The following is a 15,024-nucleotide window of genomic DNA, read 5'->3' as shown; positions in this document are numbered from 1 at the left end:
AATTTACTCGCAATTCCTCAATGTCTCTTCAATCTGTTGATGCTGCTGTGACCCCATGACGGTCTTGTCGCCCACGCAATTTGTGCGCAGTGCTGACTGATTGCTCATGTGAGCTCTGATTTGTAGGCTCACCCCCCAAGGGCAAGCGTTCCTGCGCCAAACATTTTGGCCGTGCCCTGGCACCACTTGCCAAATAGTCTTGGAGCAGCGATGCACGAACAGGCGATGAATCCATCTCTCTTACCACTGTCAAATAATGAAAGACAGCGTCTACTAAATCCTCGGGTGTCAACCCATAAGTTTTTCCAGTAGACAGCCAAACATGATCGGAAAAATGCATGAAGGATCGGAACGCAGAAGCAGGCAGTCCAATAGGCGTCAATATCAAGGGCAAGCTAGTTTTGAAGCGTCCCGAATTGGCAATCAAGTCCCAATACTTGGCCATGCGGGTGAAGCGCTCCAAGCTTGACGCATCCAAGTCCTTGGTTTTTCGCACCACATAAGGTGGTTGATCGTCATAGACCATTTCAAAAGGCACGGTGTGCCTTGCAATCGGCGTTCCACGCAAACGCTTCAAAATACCCAATTGAATTTCTTGCGGTCCAATGGCCATCAGTCGGTCAAAACCTTCTGCAAAGCTGTCCAATGTTTCACCAGGCAAACCAAAAATAAAATCGGTGTGAAGGTGTGCATGCGACTCATTGATCAACCATCGCAAATTGGCTTCTGTCTGGATGTTGTCTTGCCGCCTAGAAATCAGTTTTTGAACGATTTCATTGAAACTTTGAATACCCACCTCAAATTGCAGCACCCCAGGAGGGTACTTCGCAATCAAAGCCTTTAACTTGTCTGGCAAATGGTCTGGAATGACCTCAAAATGCACCAACAAACCTTCTGCACCGGGTTCATTCAATCGATCCAAAAAGAACTGGAGAATTTGAACAGATGCTTCAATCTTCAGATTGAAAGTGCGATCGACAAATTTGAAGTTTCTGGCGCCACGCTCATACAAAATTTTGAGCTCATGCAAGAACGGCGACAACTCAAAAGCCCACGCCGTTTTATCTAAAGAGCTGAGACAAAACTCACATTTGAATGGGCATCCCCTTGAAGCTTCCACATACAACAAACGGTTGGCCAAATCGGCGTCCGAAAAGTGTTGGTATGGCAAAGCAATCTGATCCATTGGCGGTTGTTCGCCAGGGATCACCTTCATGAGCGGGGGCGGCCCCTGAACCAATTGCAAACAAAGTTTCGGAAAGCTCACATCCCCCCAGCCTGTGATCACATGATCAGACAATTTCACAATGTCTTGTTGGTCGGTTTCGTGACTTACTTCGGGACCGCCCAAAACAATTTTCAAGCGGGGGCGCTGGCATTTAAGCAAACGAATCAGCTCTGTGGTCTGAAGCACATTCCAAATGTAAACGCCGAAACCGATGACTTGTGTTTGACCTGGGCGCTCTTCGCCCAAGGTGTTCAACAATTGCAATACCATGTCTGGCAATGGCTTCGACAAGGTGAATTCAAGCAATGCTGTTTGATCTGCCAGCGCTTGGCTACCGTGACGCGCCATGTTGGCCATCAGATAGCGCAGGCCCAAAGACGCGTGGATGTACTTCGCGTTCAGAGTGCAAAGGATGATGGTGGGCTTCGAGGTCACAGAGTCAGGCATGTACAGATTATCCTGCGCAAACAGAAACTCAGTGCACAAGCCCAATCGGAAATAAGCTGTATATTGAGCCCATTTTCCAGCAGGCATTGCTGGCTACCCCTCAAATTAGGAGTCACTCGATGTTAAAAACATTTATATGGGCATTGCTGGCGGTTGCGCTCAGTGCCAACGCTGCGACGGCCCCTTACGACGAATCAGCCAATGCACCTGCACAGATTCAGACAAGCCTCCAAGAGGCCAAAGCCACCAACAAACCCGTACTGGTGGTCTTTGGTGCCAACTGGTGTGGCGATTGCAAAGTGTTGGACATGTCTTTCAAAACAGGGCCCAGTGCCCCATTGATTCAGCAGCATTTCAAAATGGTCAAAGTCAATGTTGGCAAATTTGACCGCAACCTCGACATTGCACAAGCCTACGGTGTGCCGCTCAAAAAAGGAATTCCCGCCATTGCAGTGCTGTCACCTGCAGGCAAAGTGATTTATGCCACGCAATCTGGAGAATTGGCCGATGCGCGCAACATGGGCGACACCGCCATCTTTGATTTTTTAGCCAAGGTGGCCAGCACGAAACCCGTCACACCTTGATTGCAAACAAGGGAAGAAACAGTCTTACCCGTTCAGATCCAAGAATACTCGGCCATTTTCAATTTTGACAGGCCACGATTTGACGGACTCGGATGCAGGTCCGCATTGAACGGAGCCATCGCGGACATCGAACAAGGCCTGGTGGAAGGGACACTCCACATGATGACCCTCCATAAATCCATCGCACAATTTGGCGTTGCCGTGGCTGCATTCATTGTTGATCGCATACACGCCCTCCTCCAATTTAAAAACAGCGATGTCATGATTTTGAGGGGTGACAGCAATGCCTGCACCTTCAAACAAATCGGCCTCTGCGGCCACGTCAATCCAGTTGTTCATGGTTAGATGGGGTAGATCACAGAATTGGGAATCATCTCGCTGTCGTAAACGCACAGACGCTCAGCGAATTTGAATCCTTCGGGTGTCGACACAATGATGTCAAGATAACGTCCCACGTTGTAGACGGTGCTTTCTTTGTCCAACTTGGTACGAAACACCGCGTAGTTGGCCTCACTGTAAATGCGGCCTTCTTCTACTTTTCGAACGATAGGTGCGCCCACCACGTGTCGCTGATAGTAGGGGTCGTGAAAGATGGTTTCACTGATGCCATACACGCGATCTTTCAACATACCCTTGCTGGTCAATGTCAATGTGGCCAAGGGAAATCCGCGCTCGTGATTTTCACGGGGTTGTAATTTGTAAACACACTGCTCTGTGAAGAAGTCAGGCCATAAATTCCATTGCCCACTGTCGACGGCACTGGCGTAATCGGCATAAAGTTGCTGGATGCCAAACCAAGTTTGCATGTCAACCATGATCAATCCTCCATCACATTTCGCCAGTATTCGTACATCCCTCGGATCAGGGTTTCGGTCACCATATGATCGGTGTCGCCTACATCTTTACCGCCCAACTCAGCAAGCGCGCGGTGCTGAGATTTAGATTCAAAGGCCTGCTGCGAAAATTCAATTACTTCACCATCATCGGCTGAGACAAATCCTGCAGGGCCAAACAAGTTGGCTTGTCGCAAGCGGCGCTCAGTCATCTCTGGCGTGTCGTCTTCAAAGCCGAAATGTGTCCACACGAAATCAAATGCGCCATGACCGTCAGGCTGAATGTGGCGCGTAGAAACACTGTTGACCTGCTGCTGAAAAATCACACTGGGAAATAGCGTCATCATGACAGCCGTAGGCCCCTCCCACCAAGGCTCGGGCACGATGTCTAAGAAACTGGGGTCGTTGAGTTCCATGCTGGCTTTGAAACTACTGACCTGCGTCACATCTGAAGCCCCACCCGTTGCTTGTCCTGCAGAGCCGCGCGTGGAAATCATGGCGGCATGACGATGCTTGTCGTCCATGCGCAATTCGCTTTTATTGTCAGCGCGCCAAAGGCCAAAGGTCACAAACCAAGTGTGCAACAAGCCTGGGTGATAAGGATCTTTGATGTTCTCTTGCATCAATTTCCAGTTACCTGGAATACGCTGACGGTTGTAGCCCAATATCTTGAGCTGTCGACCATTGAACAATCGGTCAAAGTACTTCAAGATCACCGGCCCCATGTAGTCTTCCAAAGACTCAACCTGGTGATCAAAAGAAGCAAACACAACGCCACCCCGTATGGCCACTTTCAACGAAGTTAAGCCATGGTCTTTGGGGTCAAAATCGGCAGGCATGCCGCCATTGACCTTGCCCTCGTGCCGCACACCGCGTCTAAAGGGGACCCCTTGTAACTTGCCATCCAAGGCATAGCTCCATTGATGGTAAGGGCATACCAATTCTTTTTTATTTCCATGCCGCTCTCGGCAAAAAGCCATCCCACGGTGCGCGCACACATTTTCGACCACATGAATTTGACCATCTTGCGCGCGGGTCATGATGACAGACCGCTCGCCGATGACGGTTCGTTTGAAATCACCCGCATTGGGGACTTCAGCCTCTAGGCCCACATAACTCCAGTGAGCCTTGTAAAAAAACCGCTCAAGCTCTTTGTGATGCGTGGCCTGTTGCGTATAGACGGCAAATGGGATCCGGCTGGTGCCAGGCGTTTCCCAATGTATTGGCTGTTCTTGCATGTGTGCGAATCTCCACAAGATGGTTGACGTTCATCATGCCAGCCGCTTTAAATTAGTAAATCAGATTTTAAATATAATGATTATTTGAAAATCGAATATTAAAAAGATCCATGGAACTGGCAAAACTCGACCTCAATTTGCTCTTGGTATTTCACCATTTGCTCATTTTGAAACGCGTCTCAGCGGTTGCAAATCTGTTGGACATGAGCCAGCCCGCTGTGAGCAGTGCGTTGGGCAGGCTCCGCACCAGTTTGAATGACGAGTTGTTCATCCGCACCCAGGGTGGCATGACCCCAACGCCTTACGCCTTGCAGCTGGCAGAGCCAATCGCCACTGCGCTGAATGGCTTGCAACAAGCTTTGAATGTGCGCGGCGCTTTTGATCCAAAGACCAGCCGCCGAAACTTCACCATTGCCCTGACGGATGTTGGCGAAATGTATTTCTTACCTGTACTGGTCAATGCCCTGGCCAAAGTAGCGCCCGGTGTCACTTTGCAAATTGTGAGCGTGGCGCAATCGGCGCTCAAAGAAGACATGTCAACGGGCCTAATTGATTTGGCCATGGGACTGCTACCGCAACTCCAAGCAGGCTTTTTTCAACAATCCTTGTTCAAGCAAAAATACGTTTGCCTGATGCGCAAAAAGCATCCATTGGCACAGACGACAAGCATCTCAGTGGCAGCCTTGTTTGCCTCAGAGCATGTTCGCGTTTTGGCAACTGGCACAGGACATCGCAAAGTAGATGGGGCCATGGACCAACAAAAATATTCGCGACAAGTGAGGCTCACAGTGCCCCACTATGTTGCTTTGGGCGACGTGCTGCAAAATGCCAACTTGATTGCTGTGGTGCCCGAGCGATTTGCACAACGCATTGTCAAACCTTTTGATTTGGTCATGCGCGACTTGCCCATCAAAGTAGAAGACAGTGCCATCCAGCAGTGTTGGCACGGTCGCCTACACCGCGACCCTGGTCACCAATGGTTGCGGCAATTGATGCGCGAACTCTTTGGTGACCGTTCCACAGGTGGCGAAGAGCTAGCGATCTGATGGATCAGAAAGGCAGTCCCACGTAATTTTCTGCCAAGGAACTTTGGGCTGCATCGGATGAGAACAAATAGGCCATCTCAACTTCTTGCAACTTTTGGTCGTATTCGATTGAATCTGGAAACGTGTGCAACAAGGTTGTGAGCCACCATGAAAAGCGCTGCGCTTTCCAAACGCGGGACAGCGCCTTTTCGGAATAGTTGTCCAAGCCTGTGCTGTCACCCTTTTGGTAGTGGTCCACAAAGCCATGGTACAAGTAGTAAATGTCAGACCCTGCAGTGTTCAAACCCCGTGCACCAGTGGGCGGCACAATGTGGGCCGCATCACCTGCCAAAAACATGTTGCCGTAACGCATGGGTTCAGCCACAAAAGAGCGCAGCGGTGCAATGGACTTTTCGATGGTGGGACCTGTGATCAATTGAGAAGACACTTCAGCGGGCAAACGACGTTTCAACTCCGCCCAAAAAGCCTCATCCGACCAATCTTCAACTGAATCAGTCAGTGGCACTTGGATGTAGTAACGGCTTAAAACTTGTGAGCGCAAAGAGCACAGTGCAAAACCACGCGGGTGCTTGGCGTAAATCAGCTCAGGCGAAACTGGTTTGGTTCGAGACAAGACGCCCAGCCAACCAAAGGGATACACTTTTTCGTATTCTTTAATGACGTCGCTTGGGATGGATTTGCGGCTCACACCGTGAAATCCGTCAGCACCAATGATGAAATCGCAATCAACGCGTTTTTCCTCACCGCCCACACTGTAGGTGACGTAAGGCTTGTCGGACTTCACATCGTGCGGTTGAACGTTTTCTGCGCTGTGAATCACGATGCCGTTCATGCGGTCCCGCGCTTCATACAAATCGCGCGTCAACTCCGTTTGACCGTACACCATCACGGAATTGCCACCGCTGTATTTGTGCAAATCAACACGATTCAGTTTGTCGGCATGCGCCAAGAAAAATCCATCGTGAATTTCCCCTTCTCGGTCCATGCGCTCACCGCATTGGGCTTCACGCATGAGTTTGGCAAAGCCATTTTCCAGAACACCGGCACGAATGCGACTGAGGACGTAATCCCTTGTTTGGCGCTCCAAAACCACCGTTTCAATGCCTTTGAGATGAAGCAACTGGGAAAGCATCAGGCCAGATGGCCCGCCACCGATGATGCAAACTTGGGTTTTCATTTGTTGTCTCCGTAAAACTTGATCTAAGGCAATTTGTCAAAACAAATCGAAAGATACCTCTTAAGCGACCCGACAGGAATGGCTGAAACTGGCAAAAACTTGTACATTTCGAACATGGAAAAAACACTTGCCCATGTACATAGCTACAGTCTATTTGGCGAATCCACACATTTGCCAGACGTGTTGCACTGCGAAACCATTGCAGACCGGTCGGAACTGCACGACTGGGAGTTGGCACCCCATCGACATGCACGTTTGCATCAGGTTTTGCTGATAGCGCATGGCGGCGGATGGGCCACCTTGGATGGAAAAACCCATGCTTTGCCTCAAGGCTCTTTGGTGAATGTGCCCCCCGATCATGTCCACTCCTTTCGATTTGAAAAAGACACGCGCGGTTGGGTCACTACCTTGGCCGATGAATTACTGGACGAACTGTTGGTGGGCGGAGGCACCCTTCGTTCTGAACTTGATCAGGCCTGTGTGCTGTCCGCTGATACCTTCGTCACCCAAACTGTTCATCAGATATGGCTTGAGTTCTCCGCGCAAGAAAAAGCCCGCGCGCTGGTGCTGCGAGGACTGAGTGGCGTGTTGTTGGGCTGGGTTGCAAGACAACTTGCCCAGAGCACATTGGCGGACGCCAAATTCAATGACTCGGAATTGGTTCAGCGGTTTAAAGAATTAATTGAGCTCAATTTCAAAGCCCATTGGACTGTGAGCCAGTATGCCAAAGCCTTGTCTATCTCTCCAACCCATTTGAGTCGGCTCACGCGCGCTGCCAATGGAAGCAGCGCACTGCGCTTGATTGAAGCGCGACTGATGCGCGAAGCACGTCGAAATTTGGCTTATACGAACCTCAGCATCTCCAGCATTGCCTACACACTGGGCTTTACAGATCCCGCCTATTTCTCTCGCGTTTTCACACGTGACGCAGGCATTTCACCCAAGGCATTTCGAGCGCAGATTTAATTTGGTAATTCGAAAGAATCTCGTGGAACTCACACATCACTGGTTCAATATGATAATCCGCAACTAATCTAAATAAGATGAATTCAATGAGCCTCCTCCGTCCATCGCGCATTGTCGTCACCCTGATTTTTTTGAATTTATTTGCATCGCAAGCGACCCCAAACTTACGAAGTGGCAAAATTTTCGAGGCTCGCGAAATGGACTGGCGAAATGGCGCCATCGTTTATCAAATTCTTGTCGATCGGTTTGTACCTTCTGATCATTTAGAAGCAAAAAAACACCTCTATCAATCACCCAAGGTTCTCAAAGAATGGCATGAACAGCCTCAGCGCGGCACCGAGTTAGAAGCCCAAAAGCTCAACAGTCAAGAGCTTGAATTTTGGGGAGGCGACATTCAAAGCGCTGGGACCAGACTCGACCATGTCAAGCAACTGGGTGCCACCGCAATTTACTTGAACCCTATTCACTTAGCATGGACCAATCACAAATACGACGCACTGGACTACAAAGCCATTTCGCCAGAATTTGGTAGCCGCAAGGACTTCAAAGAATTTGCAAAGCATGCCCATCAACTAGGTTTAAAAGTGGTGTTAGATGGTGTGTTCAATCACATGGGCCGCAACTCACCACAGTTTAAAGACGCCATGGTCAACCCCAACAGCCCTTGGCGCAATTGGTTTGCAATCGGTGCGCAATACAAAGGAGGCGCTCGCGTTTGGACAGGCTTTCAAAATTTACCTGAATTGAATTTAGAAAACCCTGCAGTTCGCCAATATTTGTATGAAGCCCCCGATTCCGTGGTTCGCGGCTACCTCCGTGATGGGGCAGACGGCTGGCGTTTGGACACTGCTTACGAACTGGGTCTGCCCTACATGCGCGCCCTCACAAAAGCAGCACGCCAAGAAAAAAAAGACGCTTTGGTCGTTGGCGAAATAGTCAATTACCCCGATCAGTGGCTGACCGCGATGGATGGCGTCATGAACTTCACTTTGAGAGAAATGATTTTGGGTCTTGCAAAAGGTGAGATCAGTGCTGTGACAACTGCGCGAATGATCGAACGCATGATCCAAGATGCAGGCATTGAACCCATGTTGAAATCTTGGAACATCATTGACAACCACGACATTCCTAGAATTGCCACGCAGTTTCCTGACGCCAAGCAACGCCGTTGGGTTCAATCTTTGCAATTTACTTTGCCGGGCTCCCCCAATGTGTATTACGGTACTGAAATCGGGATGACCGGTGGTGGTGATCCTGAAAATCGAAACCCAATGCGATGGGATTGGGTTGGCACTGACCACCCAGAAATGATTTGGCTCAAAAAACTGATCGACCTGCATCAGCAAAACAGAGCGCTGCGCGTGGGCAACTATCGCCGAATCGAAAGTGAACGACTGTTTGCCTTTGAAAGATACACTGACAAAACGCTTGAGACTCGACTGGTTTTGGCCAATCCCAGCAAAACAGATGTTTCTGAGACGATCATGGTTGCCAATGCAGGCTTGATGGACGACACCCCCTTTGTCGACTTGTTGGGCGCAGACATACAAAAACACATCACCACCATGGGGCCAGGCCTCATGCGCATCACTGTCCCTGCTCAAACAGTGATGGTCCTGAAGCCTGTTGAGCGGTATTTAGGTGGGTACAGCAGATACAAACGATATCCATGAAGCATGCTCTTTATGAGGATCTATCAAACACACTTGACCAAGTGCTAAAGTTCAAACCTAGTGCAAACCTTTTAGACATACATGACTCTTCCCAACTGCCCTCAGTGCCAATCAGAATTCACTTATGAAGATGGCGAAAATTTCATCTGTCCAGAATGTGCGCACGAATGGCCTCAACATGTTCAAGCGGAAGTTGAAATCAGCAAGGTTTTCAAAGATGCCTCCGGCAATGTCTTGCAAGACGGCGACACCGTGACCTTGATCAAAGACCTCAAGCTCAAAGGCTCTTCAAGTGTGATCAAAGTGGGCACCAAAGTGAAAAACATTCGTTTGATCGATGGCGACCACGACATCGATTGCAAAATTGAAGGTTTTGGTGCCATGCAACTCAAAACGGAATTTGTTCGCAAAGCCTGACTCCTTCACAAAACTGAATCCTATTTTTACGACGCCATGAAAAAAATCTTTTTCTGCTTGACCTTGACGCTTGCAACTTTGTTAACCGGCTGTGGGGGTGGCAGTAACAACACACCTTCAGGCCCCACGCTCTTGCAAACCACAGACACTTTAGTAGGTACCGGCGCAAGCGCTGTTGCAGGCAACACCCTCACAGTCAACTACACCGGCTGGCTTTACGATGCAACAGCCGCACAAAATCATGGCAAACAGTTTGACTCTTCCGTTGGCCGTGCCCCCTTTAGCTTCAAACTCGGAGCAGGCCAAGTCATTGCCGGTTGGGACCAAGGCATGGTGGGCATGAAGGTGGGCGGAAAACGGACTCTGATCATCCCCAGCGCCTTAGGGTATGGCAGTTCTGGCGCCGGTGGCGGCCTGATTCCGCCTAATGCGGCCTTGGTGTTCGATGTGGAGCTGATTGCCATCCAATAAAACACCGCCGCAACCCAGGCGCAAGCCATATTTCACCTTGCGAAATTTGGCTTGAATTTTTCGACTTTCTCTCAGATCAGCACAGTGTCAGACTTCTCTTTTAGGATCTAATACTGGCTTTCGAGATTTACTGTTGCACAACAAAAACGAGGACACAATGTCTAATCAAAAATCCAAAATCATCTACACCCTGACCGATGAAGCCCCTCTGCTGGCCACATCGGCATTTCTGCCAGTTGTTCGCACGTTTGCGGCGCCTGCGGGGATTGAAGTTGAAGCCAGCGACATTTCGCTTGCAGGACGCATCTTGGGTGAGTTCTCTGACATGCTCCCAGAAGAGCAGCGCATCCCCAACAACTTGGCCATTTTGGGCAAATTAACCCTCCGCCCCGAAGCCAACATCATCAAGCTGCCCAACATCAGCGCGTCGGTTGGCCAATTGAACAGTGCCATCAAAGAATTGCAGTCCAAAGGCTATGCCCTGCCCGACTACCCAGACAATCCTAAAAACGACCAAGAAAAAGAAATCAAAGCCCGTTACTCCAAGTGCACTGGCTCTGCAGTCAACCCTGTCTTGCGTGAAGGCAACTCAGATCGCCGTGCACCACGCGCTGTGAAAGAATTTGCGCGCAAAAACCCTCACAGCATGGCCGAGTGGAGCCAAGCATCCCGCTCACACGTGTCGCACATGCACCATGGCGACTTCTACCATGGCGAAAAATCCATGACCGTTGAGCGTGCACGTGACGTGAAAATGGAACTCATCACCAAGAGTGGCAAGACTATTGTGTTGAAACCAAAGGTCTCTTTGGTTGACCGCGAAGTGGTTGACAGCATGTTCATGAGCAAGAAAGCTTTGGAAGCTTTCTACGAGCGCGAAATTGAAGACGCGCACAAAACTGGCGTGATGTTCTCCTTGCACGTTAAAGCCACCATGATGAAGGTCTCACACCCCATCGTGTTTGGTCACTGCGTCAAGATCTTCTACAAAGATGCCTTCAAAAAGCACAAAGAGCTGTTTGACAGCCTTGGCGTCAACGTCAACAACGGCATGGTCGACCTGTACAACAAAATTGCGACCTTGCCCGATTCAAAGCGTGAAGAAATCATGCGAGATCTGCACGCATGTCATGAGCATCGTCCAGAACTGGCGATGGTCGACTCAGCAAAAGGCATCACCAACTTCCATTCACCGAACGATGTGATCGTCGATGCATCTATGCCTGCCATGATTCGCAATGGTGGCAAGATGTGGGGGGCTGATGGCCGCTTGAAAGATGTGAAGGCAGTTATGCCCGAGTCAACTTTCGCCCGCATCTATCAAGAAATGATCAATTTCTGCAAATGGCATGGTGCTTTCGATCCCAAAACAATGGGTACTGTCCCCAACGTGGGCTTGATGGCGCAACAAGCTGAAGAATACGGCTCTCACGACAAGACTTTTGAAATTCCAGAAGATGGCGTGGCCAATATCACCGACCTGGAAACCGGTGAAGTTTTGCTAAGTCAAAACGTTGAAGTAGGCGACATTTGGCGCATGTGCCAGGTGAAAGACGCTGCCATTCGTGATTGGGTCAAACTGGCGGTGAGCCGTGCACGCAACTCTGGCATGCCTGTTGTTTTCTGGTTGGATGCATACCGTCCGCACGAAGCCCAATTGATCCGCAAAGTGAAGATGTATCTGCACGAGCATGACATCAACGGTTTGGACATTCAAATCATGAGCCAAGTGCGCGCCATGCGTTACACACTTGAGCGTGTTGTTCGCGGCCTGGACACCATCAGTGCCACCGGCAACATTTTGCGCGACTACCTGACCGACTTGTTCCCCATCATGGAATTGGGCACCAGTGCCAAAATGCTGTCCATCGTGCCCTTGATGGCTGGAGGTGGCATGTACGAAACAGGCGCTGGCGGTTCTGCCCCCAAACACGTGCAGCAACTGGTGGAAGAGAATCACTTGCGCTGGGATTCTTTGGGCGAGTTCTTGGCTTTGGCCGTTTCGTTCGAAGACTTGGGTATCAAAACCAACAACGACAAAGCCAAACTGTTGGCCAAAACTTTGGATGCAGCCACAGGCACTTTGTTGGCAAACAACAAAAATCCCTCACCCAAAACAGGCGAATTGGACAACCGTGGCAGCCAGTTCTACTTGGCCATGTATTGGGCTCAAGAACTTGCAGCGCAAACTGATGACAAGGAATTGCAAGCCAAGTTTGCACCGATTGCAAAAGCTCTGACAGAAAACGAAAAGAAAATCGTTGAAGAGTTGAAAGCGGTTCAGGGCAAGCCTGCCGACATTGGTGGCTACTTCAAGCCCTCTGTTGAGTTGCTGGAGAAGGTCATGTGCCCAAGCCCAACATTCAACGCCATCATTCAATCCGCCAAAGCTTGAATGCAGCTCACAAAAACCAACACTCGAACCCAGTTCAGTGTTGGTTGAGTTCAAAAAAAGCCGCAGATGCGGCTTTTTTTAATGGCACTGACAGGTTTATTCGAAGAGATCGGTTTGATTCAGATTCGAATCCTTGGCTTTCAGGTTTCGTTGTTTTTTAGTTTTGGTGGCCAGATCTGATTTGGCCGCATCTTTGATGGGCGACAGCTCCAAGATGGCCGGCAAGCGGGACGCAATCACTTTTTCAACAGGCAAAGCAATGGGCTCAGTGAGGCCGGCTGGCCAACGCTTCAAGCGCTTAAGCTCACCCCGATTCATACATCGGTAAACGGCTACCAGTTTTTGGGATGCATCATCTTCTAGGATGACGTATTCCTTGCCCAAATAAACAGCTTCCCGCCCCTTTACCGCGACTGCTGCATCGGAGGCATTTTTCATATCCGTCCTTGAATATGCCGTAATCGCGCGCAAAATAACTTTGTTCATCTAAAACTCTAGTCAAGTAACAATATGTTGAGCAACATTATGCCATTCAGCAACTTGTTAAACAACGCTTAGTTAATTGACAAACTGTTAGCAATCAATGATTTAGGTTGCCACCGCGTCCCAAATCAACTTCAAGGAAAGTAAAAACAAACCAGCTTGAACCAGTCGAAAGAACCATGCATCCGCAATCCGTTTGGTCAGATAGGCCCCAAGGAAAGTACCTAACAATGCGAACGGCACCAAAACAAGAACCTTCCAGAAATCTTCTTCTGTGTAAGGACTGAGATTTTGATATGGCGCAATCTTGGACAGATTGATGATGGCAAACAAGATGGTTGCGGTTCCGGCAAACTCAGCTTTCGGCAATTTTTGAGGCAAGACAAAAATCTGAAAAGGTGGCCCACCCGCATGCGCAATGAAACTGGTAAACCCCGCTACGCCACCCCAAAAAATGCCTTTTGGAAGTGATGCCGGCTGGGGAATATCTGATTGACCTCGTTTGAACCAAGTCTGCAAGCAAAAACTCACCCCCACCAGTCCAATAAGGAATTTGATGGTCAGCTCTGAAATCATGGCGGCCGTCAACCAGCCAATCAAAACGCCAGCAATGCCTGCAGGCACCAATATTTTCAAATTCACCCAACTGTAGCTCTTGCGATAGAGCCAGACGCCAACTGCGTCTGAAATGACGAAAAGCGGCAACAACAAAACGGCAGCCTTAACAGGCGACATGACCAAAGACAACACGGGCACCGACAGCATGCCTACCAAAGGCAATCCCCCCTTGGACATGCCAATGAGTACGGCCGCAAAACTGGCCAAAACCAGATACTGATTCAGTTCCATGAAGTCCTCGGAAATTGGGCCGAAAGTCGGCAGGTCAATTCGCGTGTTGTGGATATTTCAAAACGCGCCAGCAGCTGAAAGTTGCCACCGCTGCAATGCAAAGGGTGATCCCAATGACCCAGTTGTATTGCCCCGTTAAGTCAAAAACCTGGCCCGCTAAAACAGGCCCCAACAAGTTACCAAACGCAGCACCTGTGTACAGGGTGCCAATGATGGCTGAGACCGCTTTGCCACCGAATAAATCCATGCAAATGGCAGGCAAGAGAGAAACAATGCTGCCATAGCTGAGGCCAAACCACATCGCAAAGATGGCAAACGCGATTCGATCTTCCGCAACGGCCCACACCAAGTACGAGAGCCCCATCAAACATTGCATCAGCATGAGCGTCTTCACACGACCCAACCTGTCGGCCAGCCAACCAATGGCAAAACGTCCGACCAAACTGCCAATGCCAATCAGCCCCACCAAGCCCACCGCTTGTGCTTCGGGAACGCCTGCATCCCGCGCCGCGGCAGAAATGTGCGCAAAGGGAATGAACATGACCGGCGCACCGAAAAGCGTCCCTAGATACAGCCAACGAAAAGCAGGCGTTTTCAGGGTTTCTCCAAGGCTGAGACCTGCCATGGCATGCTTAAGTCCTTGCCCCGCTTGAGGTGCTCTTTCTAATAAGTATGCGGCCAGCAATCCAACGACAGCGACGCCCAAAGACAAGGACTGAAGGGTTTCACGCCAAGTCATTTGGGTCATCCAATAACTGACGACGACAGGCAGCACCAGCGTACCAGCGCCAACACCTGAACTGGCAATGCCTGAAGCCAATCCACGACGCGTTGTAAACCAGGGCTGCACAGCGGCAATTGCCGGGGTATAGACCAATGCAATGCCCAATCCCACCAAAAGACCGTAGCTGAAATACAAAGTCAAAAGAGACTGTGCCTGACTGGTGACATACAGGCCAAGCGCAATGAAGCCCATGCCCAGCATGCAAACCACGCGCGGCCCCCATCGGTCTGCCAGCATGCCACCAAAGGCTCCCAAGATGAAATAGACCAAGCCACAAAGTCCAAAGATCCAGGAGACGTCGGCGCGCTGCGCATTGAATTCTTTGGTGAAGTTTTCAAAAAATGCAGCAAACGAATAAGACACGCCAAAAATGGTGGCCAAGCATACAAAGGTTGCCCAAACCACCACCCAAGCTTTGCGGGACTCCACCATG

15 protein-coding genes are annotated in these 15,024 nt (G+C 49.9%); 7 read left to right on the top strand and 8 right to left on the bottom strand.

The window, feature by feature from the left end:
- Window positions 1-28 precede the first annotated feature (28 nt).
- A complete protein-coding gene (locus B9Z46_RS08620; protein WP_108255858.1) occupies window positions 29-1,675 on the bottom strand; it encodes a B12-binding domain-containing radical SAM protein in 1,647 nt (548 codons plus the stop codon).
- A 119-nt stretch (window positions 1,676-1,794) separates the two neighbouring features.
- On the opposite strand from B9Z46_RS08620, the gene B9Z46_RS08615 reads away from it, so the two are divergent.
- Entirely contained in the window at window positions 1,795-2,259 is a 465-nt protein-coding gene (locus B9Z46_RS08615) for a thioredoxin family protein (protein ID WP_108255596.1), read from the top strand.
- A gap of 24 nt (window positions 2,260-2,283) precedes the next feature.
- Here B9Z46_RS08615 and B9Z46_RS08610 read toward each other — a convergent pair whose 3' ends face one another.
- The 3 genes from B9Z46_RS08610 to B9Z46_RS08600 are packed head-to-tail and all read right to left on the bottom strand — an operon-like array spanning window position 2,284 to window position 4,330.
- Window positions 2,284-2,598, bottom strand: coding sequence for a non-heme iron oxygenase ferredoxin subunit (locus B9Z46_RS08610; protein WP_108255594.1), 315 nt, complete (start codon window positions 2,596-2,598; stop codon window positions 2,284-2,286).
- A gap of 2 nt (window positions 2,599-2,600) precedes the next feature.
- Window positions 2,601-3,074, bottom strand: coding sequence for an aromatic-ring-hydroxylating dioxygenase subunit beta (locus B9Z46_RS08605; protein ID WP_108255592.1), 474 nt, complete (start codon window positions 3,072-3,074; stop codon window positions 2,601-2,603).
- Between the two features lie 2 nt (window positions 3,075-3,076).
- Window positions 3,077-4,330, bottom strand: coding sequence for an aromatic ring-hydroxylating dioxygenase subunit alpha (locus B9Z46_RS08600; RefSeq protein WP_108255590.1), 1,254 nt, complete (start codon window positions 4,328-4,330; stop codon window positions 3,077-3,079).
- Between the two features lie 110 nt (window positions 4,331-4,440).
- On the opposite strand from B9Z46_RS08600, the gene B9Z46_RS08595 reads away from it, so the two are divergent.
- On the top strand, window positions 4,441-5,376 hold the full coding sequence (locus B9Z46_RS08595; protein WP_108255588.1) for a LysR family transcriptional regulator: 936 nt from the start codon (window positions 4,441-4,443) through the stop codon (window positions 5,374-5,376).
- 4 nt (window positions 5,377-5,380) lie between these two features.
- Here the strand turns inward: B9Z46_RS08595 and pobA are convergent, their stop codons facing one another.
- Complete coding sequence (pobA, locus tag B9Z46_RS08590) at window positions 5,381-6,553, bottom strand: 4-hydroxybenzoate 3-monooxygenase (protein WP_108255586.1); 1,173 nt, start codon at window positions 6,551-6,553, stop codon at window positions 5,381-5,383.
- Between the two features lie 114 nt (window positions 6,554-6,667).
- Here pobA and B9Z46_RS08585 point away from each other — a divergent pair, with 114 nt between their 5' ends.
- The 5 genes from B9Z46_RS08585 to B9Z46_RS08565 all read left to right on the top strand — a co-directional run bounded on the left by B9Z46_RS08585 (window position 6,668) and on the right by B9Z46_RS08565 (window position 12,475).
- Window positions 6,668-7,519 carry a helix-turn-helix domain-containing protein gene (locus tag B9Z46_RS08585; protein ID WP_233245950.1) on the top strand — a complete coding sequence of 284 codons (852 nt, stop codon included), beginning with the start codon at window positions 6,668-6,670 and terminating at the stop codon, window positions 7,517-7,519.
- Between the two features lie 86 nt (window positions 7,520-7,605).
- Window positions 7,606-9,192, top strand: a complete 1,587-nt coding sequence (locus tag B9Z46_RS08580) for a glycoside hydrolase family 13 protein (RefSeq protein ID WP_158268415.1) — start codon at window positions 7,606-7,608, stop codon at window positions 9,190-9,192.
- Between the two features lie 81 nt (window positions 9,193-9,273).
- A complete protein-coding gene (locus B9Z46_RS08575) occupies window positions 9,274-9,609 on the top strand; it encodes a zinc ribbon domain-containing protein YjdM (protein WP_108255582.1) in 336 nt (111 codons plus the stop codon).
- Between the two features lie 36 nt (window positions 9,610-9,645).
- The gene (locus tag B9Z46_RS08570) at window positions 9,646-10,080 is read left to right on the top strand and encodes an FKBP-type peptidyl-prolyl cis-trans isomerase (protein WP_055360922.1); all 435 of its coding nucleotides are present in this window, start codon (window positions 9,646-9,648) and stop codon (window positions 10,078-10,080) included.
- A gap of 157 nt (window positions 10,081-10,237) precedes the next feature.
- Complete coding sequence (locus tag B9Z46_RS08565; RefSeq protein WP_108255580.1) at window positions 10,238-12,475, top strand: NADP-dependent isocitrate dehydrogenase; 2,238 nt, start codon at window positions 10,238-10,240, stop codon at window positions 12,473-12,475.
- Between the two features lie 96 nt (window positions 12,476-12,571).
- Here B9Z46_RS08565 and B9Z46_RS08560 read toward each other — a convergent pair whose 3' ends face one another.
- From B9Z46_RS08560 to B9Z46_RS08550, 3 genes are all read right to left on the bottom strand, one after another.
- A complete protein-coding gene (locus B9Z46_RS08560; protein ID WP_108255578.1) occupies window positions 12,572-12,913 on the bottom strand; it encodes a hypothetical protein in 342 nt (113 codons plus the stop codon).
- Window positions 12,914-13,063: 150 nt separating this feature from the next.
- Complete coding sequence (locus tag B9Z46_RS08555) at window positions 13,064-13,807, bottom strand: sulfite exporter TauE/SafE family protein (RefSeq protein ID WP_055360925.1); 744 nt, start codon at window positions 13,805-13,807, stop codon at window positions 13,064-13,066.
- 34 nt (window positions 13,808-13,841) lie between these two features.
- Window positions 13,842-15,023 (bottom strand): MFS transporter, encoded by a 1,182-nt coding sequence (locus B9Z46_RS08550; RefSeq protein ID WP_108255576.1) that lies wholly within the window; start codon window positions 15,021-15,023, stop codon window positions 13,842-13,844.
- Window position 15,024 lies beyond the last annotated feature (1 nt).

This window comes from Limnohabitans sp. Hippo4 (assembly GCF_003063605.1).
Lineage (GTDB): Bacteria > Pseudomonadota > Gammaproteobacteria > Burkholderiales > Burkholderiaceae_C > Limnohabitans_A.
Note: the sequence above shows the minus strand (reverse complement) of the source record. Positions and strands in the feature narration are given on the sequence as shown.